Raw genomic sequence first — 20,583 nt, 5'->3', positions numbered from 1 at the left:
GTCAGAACAGTTGGTTGAGCGGTGCGGACGTACGGTTTTTCACGGCGTTGTGGCGGCGCAGCGCGTCGCGCCATTCAGGCTGGCCGGCCAGTACGCTCTCGGCGTCCCTGCGGAACGCAGGATCGGCCAGCCGCGGCGCGAACTGGCTCGCCAGGCGCCTGCGCGCCGTGGCGCCGGCGTCGCGCCACGCCGCGATGTCGGCGGCATCGACGTCGCGCTGGGGCAGGGCGGCGGCAGCGGGGACCAGCGCGGCGACGGCGACGAGCGGGTCGAGGAAGGCGCGCGGCATCCGGCCGATGAACAGTCGCGGTGCGCGCGGCGCGACATCGAGCGGCCGGCTGGCGTGCCGCACCGCATACTGCCCGCTGCCGACGGGAACCGCCGGAACGGCGGCGCGCGCCATGTCGGTCGCGGGCACGGTACCGCTCTCGACGAACAGTTCGGTGCTGTCCGGTGCCAGGTACACGATGCCGCTCGCCGCCGTGGCTTGCAGGGCCAGCACGCCGGCCTCGAGCGCCAGCCGGCCACCGGCCGGTGCCGTGGCCGCGAACTTGCTCCACCCACGCAGCACCGTGGCGGAAGGCAGGCCGGCCGCGTTGTGCACCAGGATGCTGCTGGCCGGGCCCAGCGCGACGCGGGCGCCGTTCGGCCATTCGATCTGGACCGTGTGTGTGCCCGATTCGACGATGTCGCCGGCCTGCAGCCGTACGCCGGCGAAGGCCTGGTGGACGGTCGTCTTGCGGATCAGCCGGGACGGCTGCTCGGCATGCGAGATGACGGCTTGCTGCGCGGCCACGGGGCCTGACGCCAGCAGCAGTGCTGCCGCCAGCAAGGCGGCGGGCATGGCCCGTGGCCGCCGTCGCGGGATGCCGCGGGAAGGGAAAAACAGGGTCATGTGGCTTGGCGGGTGGTTGACGGACTCTGTCACATACGCATCGCGCGCGTTTCCGGATGCGCCGGACCGCCGGGCCTTGCCGGCCGGTCCGCTCAGCGCCCGCCAGCGCGCGCCATGCGTCCGTCGATGCTCCACGCGCCGGCGCCGAAGGCCATCACCTGCAGCAGCCCGCCGGCAAGCGCCAGGTTCTTCAGCAGGTGGATCATCTGTTCGCGCTCGCCGATCTGGCCGTGGAACAGCAGGCCCGCGACCAGGGTAAAGACCGCGAGGCCGGCGGCAGCCGTGCGCGTCCGATAGCCGGCCGCGAGCATCAGGCCGCCTCCCAGCGTGACCGCGATGGCCAGCACCAGCCCTGCGCGGGCGAACGGCAGGCCGACCGATGCGATCGCGGCCGCCGTGTCGTCCGGCGCGGCGAGCTTCATCAGGCCGCTGATGATGAAAATGATGGCCAGCAGCAGCCGGCCGATGGCGGGAATCGCGTGATTCATGGGTAGTTTCCTGTGTTGGTGTCAGCGGGCGATGGGCACCGGGCTTGCACCCAGCCTCGCGTGGTGGCGCAGCAGATCGTTCGCGGCGTCGGGGGCCGGCCCGCTCTGTCCGGTCCTCCCGGGACGGGGCGGCTGGACCGTCCCCGCCGCGGGCTCCTGCACCAGGTTCTCGCGCAGGCGTGCCATGCCGCGCCGCAGCCAGCTCTTGACGGTGCCGAGCGGCGCGTCCATGTGCGCCGACAGTTCGGCGTGGGGCATGCCCTGGCCGAAGGTGAGGGCGATGCTCTGCCGCTGTGCCGGCTCCAGCCGGGCGAGCGCCTCGGGCAGGCGCCGGCGCAGCGTGTCGTAGAACGCCTGCCGGATGGGGTCGCTCGCGTCGCTGTCGTCGATGGCGAGTTCCGCGAGCCACGCGGCTTCCGCCGCCGCTTCCGTGCGCTGCTGCTCGAGCCGCCGGCTGCGCAGCCGGGACAGCGCGCCGTTGCGCACGATGGCGATCAGCCACGTCATCGGGCTGCCTTCGCCGGGCCGGAAGCGCCGGGCATGGGTCCAGATGTTGACATACGCGTCCTGCAGCACCTCTTCGGCGCAGGACGGTGCCCCCAGCAGCCGCAGTGCGACGTGGTACAGGTATTGATTGGTCAGCGCGTGCAGTTCGCTGAAAGCACGCTCGTTGCCGGCGCCGCTCGCAATGAGCAGGTCGGCCAGATGGGTCCGGCGGTCGGTCGTCGTATTCATGGCGCGCATCGTGCCGCAAACGCACATCCGTTATCCAATCGATTATTCATATGCCTGGCCATTAATAAGATTGATGCAAGTCGATAAATAACTGCCGTGAAGGGAAATAGTTCCCACACCAATGGTTCATTCGGCGGCATTCAATTTGTTTTTAGAATTAATTATTTCAAAAGAAACGTTATAAATGCTTGTCGGAAATAATCTCCCCGTAACCGGGATCTCTCCGCCGACGGGCCGATCAGCGCTTACTGGAGGAGTTACAAGCGACTTCGATTCCGATTTTGCCGATTATATCGAAAATATCGAATCGGAAAAGCTTTTTTTGCAATGTATGGCAAGGTTTTCGTTGCTTCGGCAGCGCGGTGCCGCTGGCCCCATCGGCATGCCATGGCGGAACGCGTCCAATGACCCGTCGCGGTCGTATATACAACGGACCGTCCGGATCCCGGGCGCTGAGCGCATGCTTCGTCCATAAGGCGGCATTACCGATCACTTGAACTTAAGGAATTCCATGAACGACCCGAATTACCCGGCACTCGCCACGACGCACCCGACGTACCGTTATGCAACGATAGGCGGCAGGAAACTCGCCTACCTGGAATCCGGCCGGGGATTTCCTGTCCTGCTGGGCCACAGCTACCTGTGGGATGCCGCGATGTGGCAACCCCAGATCGACGTGCTGTCCCGACACTTCCGCGTCATCGTGCCGGACCTGTGGGGTCACGGGCAGTCCGACCCGCCACCCGACGGCACGCGGGACCTGGACGACCTGGCCGAGCACCACGCCGCGCTGCTGGACAGCCTCGCCATCGACGCATGCCATGTCGTCGGGCTGTCGGCAGGCGGCATGTGGGCGGAGGCGCTGGCGCAGCGCCATCCGGGCAAGGTGCGCAAGCTGGTGCTGATGGATACCTTCGTGGGCGAAGAGCCGGAGGCGTCGCGCTCGGTCTACATGGGCATGCTCGCCAGGATCGAACGGGAGGGGGAGGTGGCGCCGGAACTGCTGGACAGGATCGTGCCGATGTTCTTCGGCCCCGCAATCGACCGGCAGTCGGCGCTGTTCCGGAATTTCAGCAGCGCGCTGTGCGGGTTTTCCACCGAGCGGCTCCGGGATGGCATCGTTCCGCTGGGCCGCATCGTCTTCGGCCGGAAGGATCGGCTGGCCAGGCTGCACCGCCTGGACCCGCGCCGGACCCTGGTGGTGGCGGGCCAGTGCGACATCCCCCGCCCCGTCGCCGAATCCATCGCGATGGCGAACCTCATCGATTGCCCGATGACCACCGTGCCGGACGCGGGGCACATCGCCAACCTGGAGAACCCGGGCGCGGTCAACCGGATCCTGCTGAAGTTCCTGCTGGACGGGGACGGGCAGGCGGTGCGGTAGGGCGGCCCTGCCGGGTTTCAGCGCTGGCCCGCCTCGATATCGGCCAGGAAGCGGGCCAGCAGCGCGCCAAACGCCACGGGATCGTCGCGGAACGGCGCATGGCCCGCGTTCGGCAAGCGGTGGCACCGGCCCGACCAGAGATTGGCATAGCCGATGCCGTCGAAGTAATCGAGATTGATCATCGTGTCGCCGGCGCCATTGACGACGGCGAGCGGTGCCGCGAAATGCTCGGCGACGTGGCGCTGGTTGACGCCCGCCCCGGCGTGTGCGGCCTCGAACATGATCCTGCGGGCACGGCCATCGGCGCGCGCCATCGCCGCGCGCAGCGTCGCATCGAGCGTGCGGCCGAAGATGGCAAGTCCGAATGCCTCCAGCTCGTCGGCGGACAGGCTCTCCCGCGCGCCGTAGCGGACCGCCGATCCGGGCCGGAACCCTTCGGCCATGGCGCTGCCGACCGGCGGCGCGCCGCAGATCATGATCCCCCGCACCGACGGCAGGCGCGGCGCCAGCTCCAGCGCGATGTGGCCGCCCAGCGACCAGCCGACAAGGACCGGCTCGGCCACGCCGATGTGGGAAATCACTTCGGCCAGCGTGCCGGCGAAACCCGGCCTCGTGTAGGTTCGCTCCGGGTGCGTGGCATCGGCGGAAGCGCCGTGGCCGGGCAGGTCGATGGCGACCAGCCGGTGGCCGGCCAGCGCCGCGCTGTCGATCTGCGGCTGAAATACCGCCGAGCTCGATGAGTTACCGTGAATCAGGATCACACTGGAAGAACCGGTGCCCGAGTCCCTGACGGCGACCATGCCGTGCGAGGTGGGCACCATGTATGCATGCATCTGTCGAACCATTGCCTTGACACTCCATTGATGAAATGGGCATCGTGGGGCAAACGGCGGCGCCTGGCCAATCGAACCTGCGTATGGCCAGTCATCGGTCAGGGTGATTGGCCGGCTGAACGGACGGGGCCGGCGGGCCGGGCGGCGGGGCTTGCCCGCGCTTGCTTGCGCTTGTTCGTGCTGAGTTGCGCCTGCTTACGCTTACTTACGCTTACTTACGCTTACTTGCGTCGGCCTGCCGACCGGATGGCGCGGCTGACCTCCCGCGAGGCCTGGCGGGCCAGGCGATCGAGGATCTGCCTGCCGCTGTCGCCGAGCTGGCGCGGCTTGGTATCGATGACGCACAGCGAGCCCAGCGCAAAACCCCAATCGTCCGTGATCGGCGCGCCCGCGTAGTAGCGGAAATGCGGCGCATCCGCCACGGCGGGGTTGTCGGCGAAGCGGGGATCGTTGTCCAGTTCGCTGAACTCCTGCACGCCCGTCTGCAGCAGCGTGTGATTGCAGAATGCCCAGTGGCGCGGCGTTTCGGTCAGGTCGAGTCCGACCTTGGCCTTGAACCACTGCTTGTCCTCGCTGATGATGCTGACCAGCGCGACGGGCATCGACAGGCTGAGCGCGGCAAGCTGCGCGATATTGTCCAGCGTTTCTTCCTGCGCGCTGTAGAGCAGGCCAGAGCGGTGCACGGCCGCCAGGCGGCGCGGTTCGTTGGCGCCGACCGGGAAGGGCGCATCGAGCAGGATGGGTGGCAACGGCGCCAGCGTCACGGGCTTGAAGGTCGAATGCTTCGCCAGTTCCTGCGGCAGGCCGTCCGGCGTGCCGTGGAGCTGGATCACCTTGCAATGGAGGCCGGGGCCCAGCATCGCCTCGACCTGCGCGGCGGGCAGCGATGTCGCGATCACGATCTGCAGCCGGCTCAGCACGGGAACCTCGCGCAGCGACGCCAGGAATCCGGGCTGCACGTCGTCCGGCGTTTCCACATGGACCACCAGCATGTCGGGCACGGTCGTGCCGAGCGTGACCGCGGCCGCCACCGGATTGTCGAGGCAGGTGAGGCCGGCAACGTTCAGGGTGGCGAAGGCGTTGGTCCAGCTCGCATGGTGGCGCGCCGGCGCCAGTACCAGCACTTCCCAGCCGGGCGACTTGATGTCGTTGCCCTGCGCCAGCGTGGCCAGCACGTCGGTCTCGTACATGCGCCGATGGCCGCCGGGCGTCTTCCATGACGGGATCACGCCGCTTTCGATCCACAGTTGCGCCGTCCGGGCCGACACGCCGAGGATTTTCGCTGCCTGTGCCGTGGTGATGATGGGGCTGTTCATGGCGGCAGTATACCCGATGGCCTGTAGTCGAATTCGCACGCGCCTTGCGTCGCGTGGACGGCGCCGCGGCGCGTGTGGCCGATCAGCTGCCGCCCGTCGGGTCGAGCAGGCGTTGCAGCGCATCGCGCCCCTTTTCCGTGTCCGCGCGCCGCAGCAGGGCTTCGACGTGGGCGATGCGCGCCCTGGCCGCCGGCGCGGCCAGCGGTTCGTACCGGCTCACCGCGACGCCCTGGCCGTTGCGCAGGGTGATTGCCAGGCTGCCGCCGTGGACGGTGGAAATGACATGCCAGGCGACCAGTTCCGCGAAATCCTCCGGCGCCGCCGCCGTGGCGTACAGGCTGACGAACGGCGTATGCGCCAAGGCGTCATAGACGTCAGATGCCTTGCCCATCGGAACCGGTTCGCCGCCGCGGAATGCGGTACCGGCCGCCGGCGACGATGCCAGCGACGGCACCAGCGTGGCGCGGTCCGCCCAGACGCCGTCGACGAAGGGACTGCGCCGGTCGGCCGTCAGCCCCAGTGCGCGGTCGACGGCATGGCTGGTCTCGTGCAGCAGCACGTAGGTGAGCGCATCGGTCCCGGTGCCGTCCACCGTCAGGACCAGCCCGGACTCGTCGGGCGCGAACAGGCGCCGCTCTTTCGTGGTCAGGAAATCGCCGAGGGACTCGCCCAGCAGGCTGGCGCGCAAGGTAATGTCGAACTGGCCGGTGCCGGCGACGGGCGAGAACAGGCCCGAACCGTGGCCGGGAATCCCGTCGACGAAACCGAGGCGGCGGAGCCGCTTCTCCAGCACCAGGCGGTGCAGCGCCGGCAGCGACTCCAGTGCCTTGCCGACCCGCAGCCGTTCTGTGGGCGTGAGCGCATGGGGCCTGGCATCGCGCATCCCGGCGGCCACGAACCGGTCGACGACCTCCTGTTCGGGCGGCGCCACCCGGCTGGCCAGCGCCGGCTCGCCGGCAGCGGCGTCCAGCGCGTGGACGGGTAATCCATGCAGGGCCAGGCCGATATTGACGATGCAGGCAAATAAACGGGTTCGCATTCTGTTATCTCTTCCGTTGGGATGATTCGCGGGGCCGCAACCACAGGCATGCTGTGACATACGCAACGGCGCCCCGCCCGGATGCAGGCGGGCGGCGCAAGAAATAATGCGGACATGCCGCATCCGGATTCCGGTTGCCGGCGTACGTCAGTGATTCACAAGGTATTGCTGCCTCATCCATCGAGAACCGGCACCGGCCAGGGGCGGCCGCTTCCACGCCGGTCCACCACTGTAATCAAAGGAGATTGTCATGACCATCGTTTCCCGCCTCCGCGCCGCCGCCGTTGCCGCGACCCTGGCAGCCACCGGCTTCCATGCCATTGCCGCCGAGCCGGCCGGCGCAAAGCCGTCGGTAGTGATCGTGCACGGCGCCTTCGCCGACGGCTCCGACTGGGCCAGGGTCATCCCGCTGCTGCAGGCCAAGGGCATCAAGGTGACGGCGGTGCAGAATCCGCTCACCTCGCTGGCCGACGATGCCGCGGCCGCCCGCCGCGCCATCGACAGCCAGCCCGGCAAGGTGGTACTGGTGGGCCATTCCTGGGGCGGCACGGTGATCACGCAAGCGGGGCAGCACGACAAGGTCGCCAGCCTGGTGTACGTGGCCGCCTTCGCGCCCGACGCGGGCAAGTCGACCGCCGAGACGGGCGAGGGCTACCCGGCCGCACCCGGCAGCAAGCGCTTCGTCGCCGACCGCGAGGGCTTCCTGAGCCTGCCCGAAGCGGCCATGCGCGAGGATTTCGCCCAGGACGTGCCGGCGGCCCAGGCGGCGCTGATGACGGCGACGCAGGGTCCGATCCAGTCCAAGGCCTTCAGCGAGAAAGTCTCGGTCTCCGCCTGGAAGACGCGGCCGTCGTGGTTCATCGTCAGTGCCCAGGACCGGATGATCGATCCGGGCCTGCTGCGCGCGATGGCGAAGAAGATCGGCGCGAAAACAACCGAGCTGGCGGCCAGCCACGTGCCACAGCAATCGCGTCCGGCCGAGGTGGCCGCGGTGATCCTGGAAGCGGTGGCGGCGACGAAGTAAGGCAACACGCAGGCAGGCAGCAGGCAGATCAGGCAGGCAGCGTGACGTCGAGCAGGCCCTCGGCGGCCAGCAGCGCTGCCTGCTCGATCAGCGCCCGCATCTTCGGCTGGTTCTGGCTGCGCATCGGGAAATACAGGTACAGGCCGGAGGTTTCCGGCACCTGGCCGACCAGCGTTCGCACCAGCCGGCCATGCAGCACGTCGTCGGCGATCTCGATATCGGGCAGCCAGGCGATGCCCAGTCCCTTGCGCGCCAGTTCCGCGATCATGCCGGTGTCGTTGGCGCAGAGCGCCGCATCCGTATCGAGCTGGATCTCGCCTTCGCTGCCGGCGAGGCGCCATGGCGGCAGCACGCCGGAAGTTGCAAAGCGGTAGCGGATCGTGGCGTGCCCCAGCAGGTCGTGCGGCGTGGCCGGCTCGCCGCGCTGGCGGAAATACTCCGGCGAGGCGACGATGGACCACGACAATGGCCGGCTGAGGCGGATCGCCACCATGTCCTGGGCGATCGCCTGCCCCAGCCGGACGCCCGCGTCGTAGCCGGCCGCCACCAGGTCGACGAGCCCGTCGTCGAGCGACAGGTCGAAGGTGATGTCGGGATATTTCGCCCGCATGCGCGGCACCAGGTGGCGCGCCAGCAGGAAGCCGAACGCGCGCGGCGCGGTGACGCGCAGGTGCCCCGACGGACGCTGCTGGAACTGTGCCAGCGCCGAGAAGGCGTCGTCGATCTGGCTCACGGCCGGTTTCAGCAGCGCCAGCAGGGCGGCGCCCGCATCCGTCAGCGAGACGCTGCGGGTATTGCGGGCAAACAGCGTCACGCCGTGCCTGGCTTCGAGGGCGCGCACGCCTTTGCTGACGGCCGTCGGGCTGACATTGAGCCGCCGCGCGGCCAGCGTGAAGCTGCGATGTTCGGCGACGGCGAGGAACAGCCGGATCAATTCGAGAGAACTCATCTGTAAATTATGAACCTTGGGTTCATCGAGCATAGCGGTTTGCGTACTTTTTCGCTACAACGCGTCGCTCTACACTGCAAGCTCCGCATGACAATCCCAAGGAGAAACCAGATGATCCAGTTACCCGACACCGTTGCCGCCTACGTCCGCGCGGCGAACGACCAGGACGCCGCGCGCATTGCCGGCTGCATCGTACCGGACGGCACGGTGCGCGACGAAGGCAAGCTCCACCATGGCAGCGAGGCGATCGCCGCCTGGGCGCGCGAGACGGCGACGCGCTACCAGTCGACCATCGCACCGGTCGCCATCGACGAGGCCGCCGGACAATGCACGCTGACGGCAACGGTTTCCGGCAATTTCCCCGGCAGCCCGGCCACGCTTGCCTTCCATTTCAACTTGCGCGCCGACGGCATCGCCGCACTGGAGATTTCCGCATGAACGGCTACTCCTTCGATGGCAAGCACGCCCTCGTCACGGGCGGCACGAAAGGGATGGGCGAGGCGATCGTTCGCGCCCTGGCCGAACGGGGCGCAACGGTGATCGCCACGGCCCGCAACCGGCCGGCCGGTCCGGTCGGCCCGGTGCGCTACCTGGAGGCCGACGTTGCCACCGCGGACGGCGCGGCGCATGTTGCCGAGGTGGTGGGGCGCGAGTACGGCCACCTCGACTTCCTGGTCAACAACGTCGGCGGGTCGTCGGCACCGAGCGGCGGCGCGCTGGCGCTGACGGACGATCTGTGGAACGACGCGATCCAGTCGAACCTGATGGCGGCCGTGCGGCTGGACCGGGCCTTCCTGCCGGGCATGATGGCGCGGCGCTCCGGCGCGATCGTCCATATCACGTCGATCCAGCGGCGCCTGCCGCTGTACGAATCCACCGTGGCCTATGCCGCGGCCAAGGCGGCGCTGGCCAACTACAGCAAGTCGCTGGCCAACGAGTTCGGCCCGCATGGCATCCGCGTCAACGCCGTCGCCCCGGGTTTCATCGAGACCACCGCGGCCCAGGCCATGATCCGGCGCATGGCGGCGCATCGCGAAGGCAGCGAAGACGAGGCGCGCCAGGTGCTGATGGATTCCCTCGGCGGCATCCCCATCGGCCGGCCCGGCAGGCCGGAGGAGGTGGCCGAACTGGTGGCCTTCCTGCTGTCGCCGCTTGCCGCATCGATCCACGGGGCCGAACTCGTGATCGACGGGGGCACCATCCCGACGGCCTGACCGCGGCGCGGCAGGCCACTTTTCAACCAGCAAACCACGACGACCATGAACAAGCTGCTGTCCTTCCCACGCCCGTCGGCGCCACTGCGCGGAGCCGACCTGCCATTGCTGATCTCCCTGAACGTGCTGCTGGAGGAATGCAACGTGACCCGGGCCGCCGCGCGCCTGCACGTCAGCCAGCCAGCGCTGTCGGCGCAGCTGTCGCGCCTGCGCGTGCTGTTCGGCGACCCGCTGCTGGTGCCGGCCGAGAGCGGGCGGGGCCTGGCGCCGTCGCCGTTCGCCCTGAAGCTGCATCGCCGGCTGCAGCCCGCGCTGGCGGCGCTGACCACGGCGCTGCGGCCGAAGAACGAAGACTTCGAGCCCGCGCACGCGGCACGCACGTTCAACGTCGTTGCCAACAGTACCGGCGCTGCGGCGGTCCTGCCCGGCCTGACGCGGCACGTCCAGGCGTACGGGAACCGGCAGCTGCGGCTGACGCTTTCCGAGCCCGAAGAGTCCGAGCTGGCCTGCCGCCTGGAGCGGGGTGACGTCGACCTGTGCTTCGGTGCCGCCTGCATGCTGCCGCCCGGCCTGCTGAGCATGGAACTGATGACGACGCCTTATGTGCTGGTGCAGCGCAAAGGGCACGCCCGCGGCTGTGCGGCCGTGACCCTGGACGAATACGCCAGCCTCGATCATGTCAACGTGTCGCGCGACAGCAGTCTGCACGGCGCGCTGGACGAGCAGCTGTACCGGCTGGGCCACTCGCGGCATACCGCGATGGCGGTGCGCGATTTCAGCGCGGTCGGCGCGATCGTCGCCGCCGGCGACCTGGTCTGCACGGTGCCCGCTTTCCTGGCGGCGTCGATGCCGCCGTCCGTGGATCTGGCCGAGCTGGCGTTTCCTTTCCTGAGCTATACGCTGTGCATGGCCTGGCACCCGGGCGCCGATGACGATCCGGGCCTGGCATGGCTGCGTGCGCAGGTCCTGGCCAGCACGCAGGGCAGCCCGAAAGCATCGGCCGGCTCGCGGACGGGATAAGGAGCGACTGACCCGGCCGGTGCGAGCGGCGTGGCATGTATGTCGAGGTATCAATGGATTGGATGGCCAGCCATCAGCAATTTGAATCGATAGAATCGGAAAAATCGATATAATCGGAAACACTTGCTTGATAACCCAGGCATTCGAACGCCGGATCCTCGACTGGACCATGGCGCCGTCAATCCAACGAAGAGAATGAACATGACCACGATTACCCAAACCGGGCGCGACTTAGCCGAAAGCGTCCGCGCCAACCAGCTTCACCTGTCCACATCGCAGAACACCCGTTTCGACTTCATCGTCTGCGGTGCCGGTTCCGCCGGTTCCGTCGTGGCAGCGCGGCTGGCCGAGAATCCCGAAGTGCGGGTGCTGCTGCTCGAAGCGGGCGGCAGCGACGAGGTGGCGAGCGTCGTCGAACCCTCCCAGTGGCCGCTGAACCTGCACTCGGAGCGGGACTGGGGCTTCATGGCCGAGCCGAACGAACACCTGGGCGGGCGGGCCATCCCGATGAACATGGGCAAGGTGCTGGGCGGCGGTTCCAGCATCAATGTCATGCTGTGGGCCCGCGGCCACCGCGCCGACTGGAACCACTTCGCCGCCGAGGCGGGCGACGCCGCGTGGAACTACGAGTCCGTGCTGGACATCTACCGCCGCATCGAGGACTGGCACGGTGCGGCCGACCCGGCCTATCGCGGCACGGGCGGCCCGGTCTATGTCGCGCCCGCCCACCAGCCGAAGCCGATCGCGGCGGCGATGCTGTCGGCGGCGCGCTCGCTCGGCGTACCGACCTTCGACAGCCCGAACGGGGCGATGATGGAAGGCGACGGCGGCGCGGCCATCAACGACCTGCGCATCCGCGACGGCAAGCGCCTGTCGATCTTCCGTTCCTATACCTACCCGCGCATGGCCCAGCCGAACCTCACGGTGCTTACCGGAGCGCTGGTGTCGCGCCTCGTCTTCGACGGCAACCGCGTAACGGGTGTCGACGTGGTGCACGATGGCCGCCTGCGCTCGTTCCAGGCCGGACGGGAAGTGGTGCTGTCGCTGGGCGCGGTCAATACGCCGAAGGTACTGATGCAGTCCGGCATCGGTCCGGAGCGGGAACTGGCGCGGCACGGCATCGCGGTGCGCCAGCACCTGCCCGGCGTTGGCCAGAACCACCAGGACCACGTGTCGTTCGGCTGCATCTGGGAATACGCCGAACCGCAGGAAGTGGGCAACGGCGGCTCGGAAGCGACGCTGTACTGGAAGAGCGACAAGACACTCGATGCGCCGGACATGCTGCACTGCCAGGTCGAGTTCCCGGTGCCGAGCGCGGAAAATGCGGCACGCGGCACGCCGCAGCATGGCTGGACCATGTTTGCCGGCCTGGCGCACCCGAAGAGCCGCGGCCAGCTGCTGCTCTCCGGCCCGAACGTCAACGATGCGATGATCATCCGCGCCAACACGCTGTCCGACCCGGACGACATGCGCGCGGCGCTGGCCAGCGTGCGGATGTGCCGGGACCTGGGCAACGCCGACGCCTTCCGCGGCCTGGTGACCCGGGAAAGCATGCCGGGCAACCTCGGGCAGGAAGACATGGAGCGCTACCTGCGCAATGGCGCGGTCACCTACTGGCACCAGTCGTGCACCGCCAAGATGGGGCGCGATGCCATGTCGGTGGTGAACGGCAACCTGGAAGTGTATGGCATCGATGGCCTGCGCATCGCCGATGCGTCGATCATGCCGCGCATTACGACGGGTAACACGATGGCCCCGTGCGTGGTGATCGGCGAACGCGCGGCCGACTCGATCAAGGCGAAATACGCGATCTGACGCTGAGCCGGGGCTGGCGGCGCGTCCCGTCTCCCGGTGCGTGCCGGGTATCGCCGCCTCGCCTATTCATTAAAGCAACTCATAAGCGTTAGCGGTCATGAGCATCTAGTCAACATCGGCCCGCTCCGGTAAAGTGATCAGATTGGCAATTTCTATCTACTGAGGAGTTTGCATGTCTGACTGGACCGCCGGCTACGTTGCCGACGTTGGATACACCTTCGGCATCTACGCCGAACTGAACCCGCAACGCCTCAAGCTGGCGTTCCTGATGGCGGGGCTCATGCCGCCGCCGAACGGTACCGCGTGCGAGCTTGGCTTCGGCCAGGGCATGAGCGCCAACATCCATGCCGCGGCGTCGGTGACGGAATGGCACGGCACGGACTTCAATCCGTCGCAGGCGGCATTCGCCCGCGAACTGGCCGCTGCCTCGGGTGCCAACCTGCACCTCAACGACCAGTCCTTCGCCGAGTTCTGCTCGCGCAGCGACCTGCCCGATTTCGACTTCATTGGCCTGCACGGCATTTTCAGCTGGATCTCCGACGAGAACCGGCACGTCATCGTCGACTTCGTGCGCCGCAAGCTGAAGGTCGGCGGTGTTCTCTATATCAGCTACAACACCCAGCCGGGCTGGGCCGGCATGGCACCGGTGCGGGAACTGCTGACCGAGCATGCCAACGTGATGGGTGCGGCCGGCAGCGGCTCGCTGGCGCGCGTGGAGCAGAGCTTCGATTTCGTCAGCCGGCTGTTCGCGACCAATCCGATGTTCGTGCGCGCCAACCCGAATGCCCAGGCCCGTTTCGAGAAGGCGAAAGAGCAGAACCGCGCCTACCTGGCGCATGAGTATTTCAATCGCGACTGGGTACCGATCGGCTTCGCGAACATGGCGCGCTGGCTGGAGCCGGCCAAGGTGACCTATGCGTGTTCGGCGCACTACCTCGACCATATCGATGCGGTCAACCTCACGGCCGAACAGCAAAAGCTCGTCGCCGAGATCGCGGACCCGCATTTCGCCCAGACGGTGCGCGACTTCATCGTGAACCAGACGTTCCGTCGCGACTACTGGGTCCGCGGCGCGCGGCGGCTGAGCGCGCTCGAACAGGACGAACGGCTGCAGGCGTGCCGCGTCACGCTGTTGACGTCGCGCGAGCGGGTGTCGCTGAAGACCACCGGTTCGCTGGGCGAAGTGACATTGCAGGAAAGCGTGTATGGCCCGGTGCTCGACATGCTGGCGGACCAGGGCTTCCACACGCTCGGCGACCTGATCGCGCGTGGCGCGTGTGACCATGGGTTGAGCAAGCCGCAGGTGGTGCAGGCAATCTTCATCCTGGCGGGCAGCGGAAAACTGGCCGTCCTGCAGGACGACGACGTGATCGCCCGCGCCACGCCGCAGGCGCAGAAGCTGAACCTGCACCTGTGCACGCTGGCCAGGTCCAGTACGGACTTTCACGAATTCGCGCTGCCGGCCACGGGAGGGTCCGTCACGGTGGACCGGTTTCAGCAGCTCTTCACGCTGGCACGTTCGCAGGGCAGCGACAGCGTGGAAGGCTGGGCGGCGTTCGCCGCTTCGGTACTTGCGCGCCAGGGCCAGCGGCTGCTCGTCGACGGAAAACCCGCGGAGTCGGACGAGGTGCAACTGCGCGAGCTGACCAGGCGGGCGGTCCAGTACCGCGACGAGGGTCTGCCGATGCTGAGAAAGCTCGGCGCGGTGGCCTGATCCCCGACAGGTAGTACCGTCGTACCGGCCGGCGGCACACGTGCCGCCGGCCGCGCTTTTTCATCCTGTCGAAACCCGTTTCATATTGTGCAATGCAATATGGCCGCGCCGCGGCAAACCATCTCGATTTGCAAAATGTTTTACCGCATCGCGAAATGGCGACAGTAACGTATTGAAATATAAGGATAAAAATTACGTTTTATGTCTTATATAAGACATGAAACCGGCGTGCGGAATGGCTTACGATAGAACCATGCAAACGACGGTCCGTGGAACGATTCGCGGCAGTCGGAAACCGGTCTTTTCACTCATTACCTGGAGCGCCACCATGTCCCAATACCTCAACGATATCCAGTCCATTTCCCGCCTGAAGGAACAGGAAGGCAGCGGATGGAACGCCATCAATCCCGAATCGGCCGCGCGCATGCGGGCACAGAACCGCTTCAAGACGGGCCTCGACATCGCCCGATACACGGCCGGCATCATGCGCCGCGACATGGCCGCCTACGATGCCGACCCGTCGAAGTACACGCAGTCGCTGGGTTGCTGGCACGGCTTCATCGGCCAGCAGAAAATGATCTCCATCAAGAAGCATTTCGCCAGCACGGAGCGTCGCTACCTGTACCTGTCGGGCTGGATGATCGCCGCGCTGCGCTCGGAGTTCGGCCCGCTTCCGGACCAGTCGATGCATGAGAAGACCGCCGTCTCCGCGCTGATCCGCGAGCTGTACACCTTCCTGCGCCAGGCCGATGCGCGCGAACTGGGCGGCCTGTTCCGCCAGCTCGACGCGGCCGAGGGACCGGCACGCGCCGCGATCCAGGAAAAGATCGACAACTTCGTCACGCACGTGGTGCCCATCATCGCCGACATCGACGCCGGTTTCGGCAATGCCGAGGCGACCTACCTGCTGGCCAAGCAGATGATCGAGGCGGGCGCCTGCTGCATCCAGCTGGAAAACCAGGTGTCGGATGAAAAGCAGTGCGGCCACCAGGACGGCAAGGTCACGGTCCCGCACGAGGACTTCCTGGCCAAGATCCGTGCCGTGCGCTATGCCTTCCTGGAACTGGGCGTGGACGACGGCATCATCGTGGCGCGCACCGACTCGCTGGGTGCCGGCCTGACCAAGCAGATCGCCTACACCCGCGAACCGGGCGACCTGGGCGACCAGTACAACAGCTTCCTCGACGCCGAGGAAATCGATGCCGATGCGCTGGCCAACGGCGACGTGGTGATCAAGCGCGAAGGCAAGCTGTTGCGCCCGAAACGCCTGCCGAGCAACCTGTTCCAGTTCCGCGAAGGCACCGGCGAAGCGCGCTGCGTGCTCGACTGCGTCACGGCCCTGCAGAACGGCGCCGACCTGCTGTGGATCGAAACGGAGAAGCCGCACATCGCCCAGATCGGCGGCATGGTGAAGGAAATCCGCAAGGTCATCCCGAACGCCAAGCTGGTTTACAACAACAGCCCGTCGTTCAACTGGACCCTGAACTTCCGCCAGCAGGTGTACGACGCCATGCAGGCGCGCGGTGAAGACGTGTCGGCCTACGAGCGCTCGCAGCTGATGAGCGTCGAGTACGATGCCACCGACCTGGCACGCGAAGCAGACGAACGCATCCGCACCTTCCAGGCCGATGCCGCGCGCGAAGCCGGCATCTTCCACCACCTGATCACGCTGCCGACGTACCACACGGCCGCACTGTCGACCGACAACCTGGCGAAGGAATACTTCGGCGCGCAGGGCATGCTGGGCTACGTGGCCGGCGTGCAGCGCAAGGAAATCCGCGAGGGCATCGCCTGCGTCAAGCACCAGAACATGTCGGGCTCCGACCTGGGCGACGATCACAAGGAATACTTCAGCGGCGAAGCGGCGCTGAAAGCGTCCGGCAAGCACAACACGATGAACCAGTTCTGACGACGACGGCTGCGCAGCGTTCCTTCGCGGACGCGCGCAGCTTTTTTTTCGGCCGGTGGCGCAAGCCCCGGCAGGAAGCGATCGTTTAGAATATCCGGATGACGAAAGCAAGCAGATCGAAGACCGCAGTGCCCAGGGCCGACGAAGACGGCACCCGCGACAGGATCCTGAATGTCGCGCTCCAGGAATTCTCCAGGCACGGCCTGAGCGGCGCGCGCATCGACACGATCGCCGCCGAAAGTGGGCTCAACAAGGGGATGATCTACTACCACTTCGGCAGCAAGGAAGACCTGTACGTGGCCGCGCTGGAGGAGAGCTACCGCCGCTTCCGGCAGGTCGAAAGCGAATTCCACATCGACACGCTGCCGCCCGAGCCGGCGTTGCGCAAGCTGGTCGGCGCCACCTTCGACTTCCATTCCGCCCACCCCGAGTTCATCCGGATGGTGATGGGCGAGAACATCAACCACGGCGAATACATCCGCAAGATCCCGGAACTGCGTGCGATCAACCGTTCGGCCATCACCTTGCTGGACCGCCTGTGCCAGCGCGGCATCGCCGAAGGGGTGTTTCGCTCCATCGATACGGTCGACCTGCACATGACGATCAGCGCGCTGTCGTTCTACAACGTGTCGAACCGCCACACGGTCAGCTTCATCTTCGACCGGCACCTCGACGCCCCGGAGGTGCATGCCGCCCGGCGCGAAGCCGTCGTCGACACTGTCCTGCGCTACGTGCGCGCACCCTGATTCCAGCACCGCCGCCAGGGCAGGCGGCAGCGCTTTCGCCGCCGCCTGTCCGGGATGCCGCGCGCGCTCAGCGATCCAGCGCGTAGGCGATCACGTAGTCGCCGCGGTCCGGCGATTGCCGTGCGCCGCCTGCCGAGATGAGCACGTACTGCCTGCCCGTCTTCGGCGACACATAGCTCATCGGTCCGCCCTGGCTGCCCACCGGCAGGCGCGCTTTCCACACTTCCTTGCCGGTCGCGCTGTCGAATGCGCGCAGGTAGTAGTCCTGCGTGCCGGCGATGAACACCAGGCCGCCCTGCGTCGCCAGGGTGCCGCCCAGCGTCGGCATGCCGACCGGCATCTGCATGCGCATCTTGACGCCGAACGGGCCGGTGTCCTGCACGGTGCCGACCGGCACCTGCCACAGTACCTTGCGGGTCTTCAGGTCGACGGCCGACAGCGTGCCGAACGGCGGCTTCTGGCAGGGGATGCCGAGCGGCGACATGAAACGGTTCTTGTTGACGGCGTAGGGCGTACCCTTCAGCGGTACGGCGCCCATGCCCGCGTTGACCGCTTCGCCGCCGTTGCCCGCAGGCCCGCCGCTGGTGTCCTGCGGGATCATCTGGACCCACAGGCCGAGGCGCATGTCGTTGACGAAGACGACCTTATGGTTCGGATCGATCGACAGCCCGCCCCAGTTCATGCCGCCCAGCGAACCGGGGAAGCTCAGCGACACGTCCGTGCCCGGTGCCGTGTACAGGCCTTCGTAGCGCATCGACCGGAAGCCGATGCGGCACATCAGCTGGTCGAACGGCGTCGCGCCCCACATGTCCGATTCCTTCAGGGTATCCGCGCCGATTTGCGGCATGCCCACCGAGAACGGCTGCGTGGTCGCGTATTGTTCGCGGGTGATCCCGGCGGTCTTGACCGGACGTTCCTCGACGCGCGTCAGCGGCTTGCCGGTCGCGCGGTCGAGGACGTAGATCTGGCCCGCCTTGGTGCCGAACACCACGGCGGGGGTGGTCGATCCGTCGCCGTTCGGGAAGTCGACCAGGCTCGGCTGCATCGGCACGTCGAAGTCCCACAGGTCGTTGTGCACGGTCTGGTAGACCCATTTCTCCTTGCCCGTGGTGGCATCGAGCGCCAGGACGGACGCGCCATAGCGGTGATCGAGCGGCGTGCGGTTGCCGCCCCACAGGTCGACCGACGAACTGCCCATCGGGATGAACACCGTGTTGGTCGCCGCATCGTACGACATCGATGCCCACGCATTGGGCGTGCTGCGCGCATAGGTCTGGCCCGCGGCCAGTGGCGCATTCGGATCGTCGCGGCCGGGATCGAACGCCCAGCGCATCTGGCCGGTGATGACGTCGAAGCCGCGCAGCACGCCGCCCGGCATGTCGGTCTGGACGTTGTCCGCCACGCGGCCGCCCACCACGACCGTGGTGCCCGCAACGGTCGGTGCGGAAGTGAGCTGGTACGTCGGATCGGCCGCCGCGCCCAGGCCCGCCTTCAGGTCGACGATGCCGCCGTTGCCGAAGCCTTCGCACAGCGCACCGGTGTCGGCGTCGATCGCGACGAGGCGCGCATCGATGGTATTCATCAGCAGGCGCCGCCGGCAGCTGGCGCCGGGCGGCAGCGACACCGGCATGACCGGGGATGCACCGGCGGCGTTGGGCTGCGCGATCGGCGCCGAAACGTCGAACCAGGCAAGGCCGCGGCAGCGGTTCCACACCTGCGCCCTGGCGTCGAACCTGCGCTCCCAGATCTTCTTGCCGCTGTCCGCATCGACGGCGATCACATTGTTATGGGGCGTGCACAGGTACAGGCGGTCGCCGATCTGCAGTGGGGTCTGCTGGTCTTCGGCGCCATTGCCCGTCGGGCTGACCGGGATATCGCCGGTACGGAAGGTCCACGCAACCTTCAGGTCCTTCACGTTGTCCCGCGTGATCTTGTCGAGCGCGACGAAGCGGCTGCCGCCTGCGGTATTGCCGTAGTGGCGCCAGTCTTTCTGCTCCTGGCCGGGCGCGACCGGCACCAGCGGCGCGGGCGTGCCCTGGAAGGCGACGGTCGGATGCGGCTGGAACATCCTGGCGAAAGCGACGACCATGCCGATGGCGAGCAGGGCGGCAAGGCCGTAGGCACCTCCCGCTGCCGCGGGCCGCGCGTCGGCCCTGCGCAGCGATGGCCACGTCAGCAGCGCCAGGATCATCAGGCCGGTGGGCAGCATCAGGCGCGAGACCAGTGGCCAGAATTCCAGGCCGGCATCCACCAGCGCCCAGGCCAGCGTACCGGCGAAGGCCGCGCCATACACGATCACCGCCGACCATTTCCGCCGCATCAGCTGGACGGCGGATGCCACGATGGCGACCCCGGCGATCAGGAAGTACCAGCTGCCGTGCAATGTTGCCAGCTTCGCACCGCCGGCGGCGAAGAACAGGCCGGTGGCGAGCAGGACCAGCCCGAGGGCCATGCACCAGGCCTTCAGCGCAGCGGAAGGAAGGTTTTTACTGTTAGTCATTTGAAAATTTCTCCAAGAAATAACCTTGCGCGGACAGGTCGCCGTTCGACTCCCGAGGCGCTTGCCGCTGCCGGATCATCCTGCCGCACTTCGATTAACTAACCAGTTAGTTAATCGAAGTGCGGCGAAACTCGCCTTGCCCTGTCGAGCATACTGTATCAAGCGTACCGTATCGAGCGGGGAGTCAGCGGATGAGGGAGAGGCGGTGCGCAGCCATGATCGGTGGCGGCCCTGGTCAGTCGAGCGCCGGGTCGACTGCTATATCGCCGATCGGACTGTCAGGCAAGGTTTACCGAATTTGCGGATTTTAACATGGAGTGCGCAGGCCGTTCGGACCCGGCTGGCGGGCATTGCGCCCGCCCTGTACGACGCTATCGTCACCGCCACGGCCAGTGGACCGGCAAGCTGGCGGGGCGGCTTCGGATGAGGAAGGGTTACGAAAGCTGCGCGGTACGGCGGGCGCGGCGCCGTGCCAGCGCGCCGATGCCCGCCAGGCCGCCCAGCAGCATCAGCCCGGCCGACGGTTCGGGCACGGGGCTGATGCTGATACTGCCGGTGCTGCCGCCCGTGATGCTGAACGCGCCGACGTCCCCATCGCCGTAGCCCGTCACGACGAACGTATAGTGCTTGCCCGGCTCCAGGAATGTCTGCATGTACGAGAAATGGTAGACATTGTCCGAAATCGTCATCACGTTCGTCCGCGAGTCATCCGGGTTGAACGGGCCACTGTAGAGGTAGGTGACGCAGTTGAATTCGCAGCTCGTCATGAACGAATTTTCCCAGTTGAACTCGCTTGGGCCGGGGCCGGTGACGATGTCGAAAGCCTGGTAGCCCACGGGCGTGCTCGATGGATCGGGTTCGCTCCCCCACAGGCCGGGAGGAATGAAGGTGGGGCCGAACGTCGTGTCGCCGGTCACCGTCACGATGTCGGCGGACGCGTGCTGGATGACGCCGGCCAGCAGCAGCGTGGCGGCGATCGTATTGCGGAGCAGGTTTTTCATG

At 67.1% G+C, this 20,583-nt stretch carries 18 protein-coding genes; 9 read left to right on the top strand and 9 right to left on the bottom strand.

Features of this window, described 5'->3' with window-relative positions; genetic code table 11:
* Nucleotide 1: 1 nt before the first annotated feature.
* The 3 genes from FHS02_RS09990 to FHS02_RS09980 form a co-directional block, all read right to left on the bottom strand.
* A complete protein-coding gene (locus FHS02_RS09990; protein WP_137313292.1) occupies nt 2-844 on the bottom strand; it encodes a FecR family protein in 843 nt (280 codons plus the stop codon).
* A gap of 143 nt (nt 845-987) precedes the next feature.
* Nucleotides 988-1,383 (bottom strand): DoxX family protein, encoded by a 396-nt coding sequence (locus tag FHS02_RS09985; protein WP_137313291.1) that lies wholly within the window; start codon nt 1,381-1,383, stop codon nt 988-990.
* A gap of 21 nt (nt 1,384-1,404) precedes the next feature.
* Entirely contained in the window at nt 1,405-2,118 is a 714-nt protein-coding gene (locus FHS02_RS09980) for an RNA polymerase sigma factor (RefSeq protein WP_175424758.1), read from the bottom strand.
* A gap of 511 nt (nt 2,119-2,629) precedes the next feature.
* Between FHS02_RS09980 and FHS02_RS09975 the strand changes: the two genes are divergently transcribed.
* Nucleotides 2,630-3,502, top strand: a complete 873-nt coding sequence (locus tag FHS02_RS09975) for an alpha/beta fold hydrolase (RefSeq protein ID WP_137313289.1) — start codon at nt 2,630-2,632, stop codon at nt 3,500-3,502.
* Nucleotides 3,503-3,519: 17 nt separating this feature from the next.
* On the opposite strand, the gene FHS02_RS09970 is transcribed toward FHS02_RS09975, so the two are convergent.
* The 3 genes from FHS02_RS09970 to FHS02_RS09960 form a co-directional block, all read right to left on the bottom strand.
* A complete protein-coding gene (locus FHS02_RS09970; RefSeq protein ID WP_175424757.1) occupies nt 3,520-4,335 on the bottom strand; it encodes an alpha/beta fold hydrolase in 816 nt (271 codons plus the stop codon).
* A 221-nt stretch (nt 4,336-4,556) separates the two neighbouring features.
* A complete protein-coding gene (locus FHS02_RS09965; RefSeq protein WP_175424756.1) occupies nt 4,557-5,651 on the bottom strand; it encodes a GAF domain-containing protein in 1,095 nt (364 codons plus the stop codon).
* 82 nt (nt 5,652-5,733) lie between these two features.
* Nucleotides 5,734-6,690, bottom strand: a complete 957-nt coding sequence (locus tag FHS02_RS09960) for a hypothetical protein (RefSeq protein WP_137313286.1) — start codon at nt 6,688-6,690, stop codon at nt 5,734-5,736.
* A 250-nt stretch (nt 6,691-6,940) separates the two neighbouring features.
* Between FHS02_RS09960 and FHS02_RS09955 the strand changes: the two genes are divergently transcribed.
* Complete coding sequence (locus FHS02_RS09955; RefSeq protein ID WP_137313285.1) at nt 6,941-7,714, top strand: alpha/beta fold hydrolase; 774 nt, start codon at nt 6,941-6,943, stop codon at nt 7,712-7,714.
* A gap of 28 nt (nt 7,715-7,742) precedes the next feature.
* Here FHS02_RS09955 and FHS02_RS09950 read toward each other — a convergent pair whose 3' ends face one another.
* Nucleotides 7,743-8,663 carry a LysR family transcriptional regulator gene (locus FHS02_RS09950; RefSeq protein WP_137313284.1) on the bottom strand — a complete coding sequence of 307 codons (921 nt, stop codon included), beginning with the start codon at nt 8,661-8,663 and terminating at the stop codon, nt 7,743-7,745.
* A 111-nt stretch (nt 8,664-8,774) separates the two neighbouring features.
* Here FHS02_RS09950 and FHS02_RS09945 point away from each other — a divergent pair, with 111 nt between their 5' ends.
* From FHS02_RS09945 to FHS02_RS09915, 7 genes are all read left to right on the top strand, one after another.
* Complete coding sequence (locus tag FHS02_RS09945) at nt 8,775-9,101, top strand: nuclear transport factor 2 family protein (protein WP_137313283.1); 327 nt, start codon at nt 8,775-8,777, stop codon at nt 9,099-9,101.
* Nucleotides 9,098-9,877 (top strand): SDR family oxidoreductase, encoded by a 780-nt coding sequence (locus tag FHS02_RS09940; RefSeq protein WP_137313282.1) that lies wholly within the window; start codon nt 9,098-9,100, stop codon nt 9,875-9,877. The genes FHS02_RS09945 and FHS02_RS09940 overlap by 4 nt, the downstream gene beginning before the upstream one ends.
* A 45-nt stretch (nt 9,878-9,922) precedes the next feature.
* Nucleotides 9,923-10,897 carry a LysR family transcriptional regulator gene (locus FHS02_RS09935; RefSeq protein WP_137313281.1) on the top strand — a complete coding sequence of 325 codons (975 nt, stop codon included), beginning with the start codon at nt 9,923-9,925 and terminating at the stop codon, nt 10,895-10,897.
* A 201-nt stretch (nt 10,898-11,098) separates the two neighbouring features.
* Nucleotides 11,099-12,712, top strand: a complete 1,614-nt coding sequence (locus tag FHS02_RS09930; RefSeq protein ID WP_137313280.1) for a GMC family oxidoreductase — start codon at nt 11,099-11,101, stop codon at nt 12,710-12,712.
* 172 nt (nt 12,713-12,884) lie between these two features.
* Nucleotides 12,885-14,426, top strand: a complete 1,542-nt coding sequence (locus FHS02_RS09925; protein ID WP_137313279.1) for a methyltransferase regulatory domain-containing protein — start codon at nt 12,885-12,887, stop codon at nt 14,424-14,426.
* A gap of 328 nt (nt 14,427-14,754) precedes the next feature.
* Nucleotides 14,755-16,335, top strand: coding sequence for an isocitrate lyase (locus FHS02_RS09920; RefSeq protein ID WP_137313278.1), 1,581 nt, complete (start codon nt 14,755-14,757; stop codon nt 16,333-16,335).
* Between the two features lie 98 nt (nt 16,336-16,433).
* Complete coding sequence (locus tag FHS02_RS09915; RefSeq protein ID WP_137313277.1) at nt 16,434-17,081, top strand: TetR family transcriptional regulator; 648 nt, start codon at nt 16,434-16,436, stop codon at nt 17,079-17,081.
* Between the two features lie 67 nt (nt 17,082-17,148).
* Here FHS02_RS09915 and FHS02_RS09910 read toward each other — a convergent pair whose 3' ends face one another.
* The gene (locus FHS02_RS09910; protein ID WP_137313276.1) at nt 17,149-19,581 is read right to left on the bottom strand and encodes a membrane-bound PQQ-dependent dehydrogenase, glucose/quinate/shikimate family; all 2,433 of its coding nucleotides are present in this window, start codon (nt 19,579-19,581) and stop codon (nt 17,149-17,151) included.
* 434 nt (nt 19,582-20,015) lie between these two features.
* Nucleotides 20,016-20,582, bottom strand: a complete 567-nt coding sequence (locus FHS02_RS31470) for an FxDxF family PEP-CTERM protein (RefSeq protein WP_229422567.1) — start codon at nt 20,580-20,582, stop codon at nt 20,016-20,018.
* Nucleotide 20,583: the final 1 nt, after the last annotated feature.

This window comes from Pseudoduganella umbonata (assembly GCF_014192225.1).
In the GTDB taxonomy this organism is placed as follows: Bacteria; Pseudomonadota; Gammaproteobacteria; order Burkholderiales; family Burkholderiaceae_D; genus Rugamonas; species Rugamonas umbonata.
Note: the sequence above shows the minus strand (reverse complement) of the source record. Positions and strands in the feature narration are given on the sequence as shown.

Coding starts and splice junctions, on each gene's coding strand:
- FHS02_RS09990 (WP_137313292.1), bottom strand. CDS start 844: ATGCCCGCCGCCTTGCTGGCGGCAGCACTGCTGCTGGCGTCAGGCCCC.
- FHS02_RS09985 (WP_137313291.1), bottom strand. CDS start 1,383: ATGAATCACGCGATTCCCGCCATCGGCCGGCTGCTGCTGGCCATCATT.
- FHS02_RS09980 (WP_175424758.1), bottom strand. CDS start 2,118: ATGAATACGACGACCGACCGCCGGACCCATCTGGCCGACCTGCTCATT.
- FHS02_RS09975 (WP_137313289.1), top strand. CDS start 2,630: ATGAACGACCCGAATTACCCGGCACTCGCCACGACGCACCCGACGTAC.
- FHS02_RS09970 (WP_175424757.1), bottom strand. CDS start 4,335: ATGCATGCATACATGGTGCCCACCTCGCACGGCATGGTCGCCGTCAGG.
- FHS02_RS09965 (WP_175424756.1), bottom strand. CDS start 5,651: ATGAACAGCCCCATCATCACCACGGCACAGGCAGCGAAAATCCTCGGC.
- FHS02_RS09960 (WP_137313286.1), bottom strand. CDS start 6,690: ATGCGAACCCGTTTATTTGCCTGCATCGTCAATATCGGCCTGGCCCTG.
- FHS02_RS09955 (WP_137313285.1), top strand. CDS start 6,941: ATGACCATCGTTTCCCGCCTCCGCGCCGCCGCCGTTGCCGCGACCCTG.
- FHS02_RS09950 (WP_137313284.1), bottom strand. CDS start 8,663: ATGAGTTCTCTCGAATTGATCCGGCTGTTCCTCGCCGTCGCCGAACAT.
- FHS02_RS09945 (WP_137313283.1), top strand. CDS start 8,775: ATGATCCAGTTACCCGACACCGTTGCCGCCTACGTCCGCGCGGCGAAC.
- FHS02_RS09940 (WP_137313282.1), top strand. CDS start 9,098: ATGAACGGCTACTCCTTCGATGGCAAGCACGCCCTCGTCACGGGCGGC.
- FHS02_RS09935 (WP_137313281.1), top strand. CDS start 9,923: ATGAACAAGCTGCTGTCCTTCCCACGCCCGTCGGCGCCACTGCGCGGA.
- FHS02_RS09930 (WP_137313280.1), top strand. CDS start 11,099: ATGACCACGATTACCCAAACCGGGCGCGACTTAGCCGAAAGCGTCCGC.
- FHS02_RS09925 (WP_137313279.1), top strand. CDS start 12,885: ATGTCTGACTGGACCGCCGGCTACGTTGCCGACGTTGGATACACCTTC.
- FHS02_RS09920 (WP_137313278.1), top strand. CDS start 14,755: ATGTCCCAATACCTCAACGATATCCAGTCCATTTCCCGCCTGAAGGAA.
- FHS02_RS09915 (WP_137313277.1), top strand. CDS start 16,434: ATGACGAAAGCAAGCAGATCGAAGACCGCAGTGCCCAGGGCCGACGAA.
- FHS02_RS09910 (WP_137313276.1), bottom strand. CDS start 19,581: ATGACTAACAGTAAAAACCTTCCTTCCGCTGCGCTGAAGGCCTGGTGC.
- FHS02_RS31470 (WP_229422567.1), bottom strand. CDS start 20,582: ATGAAAAACCTGCTCCGCAATACGATCGCCGCCACGCTGCTGCTGGCC.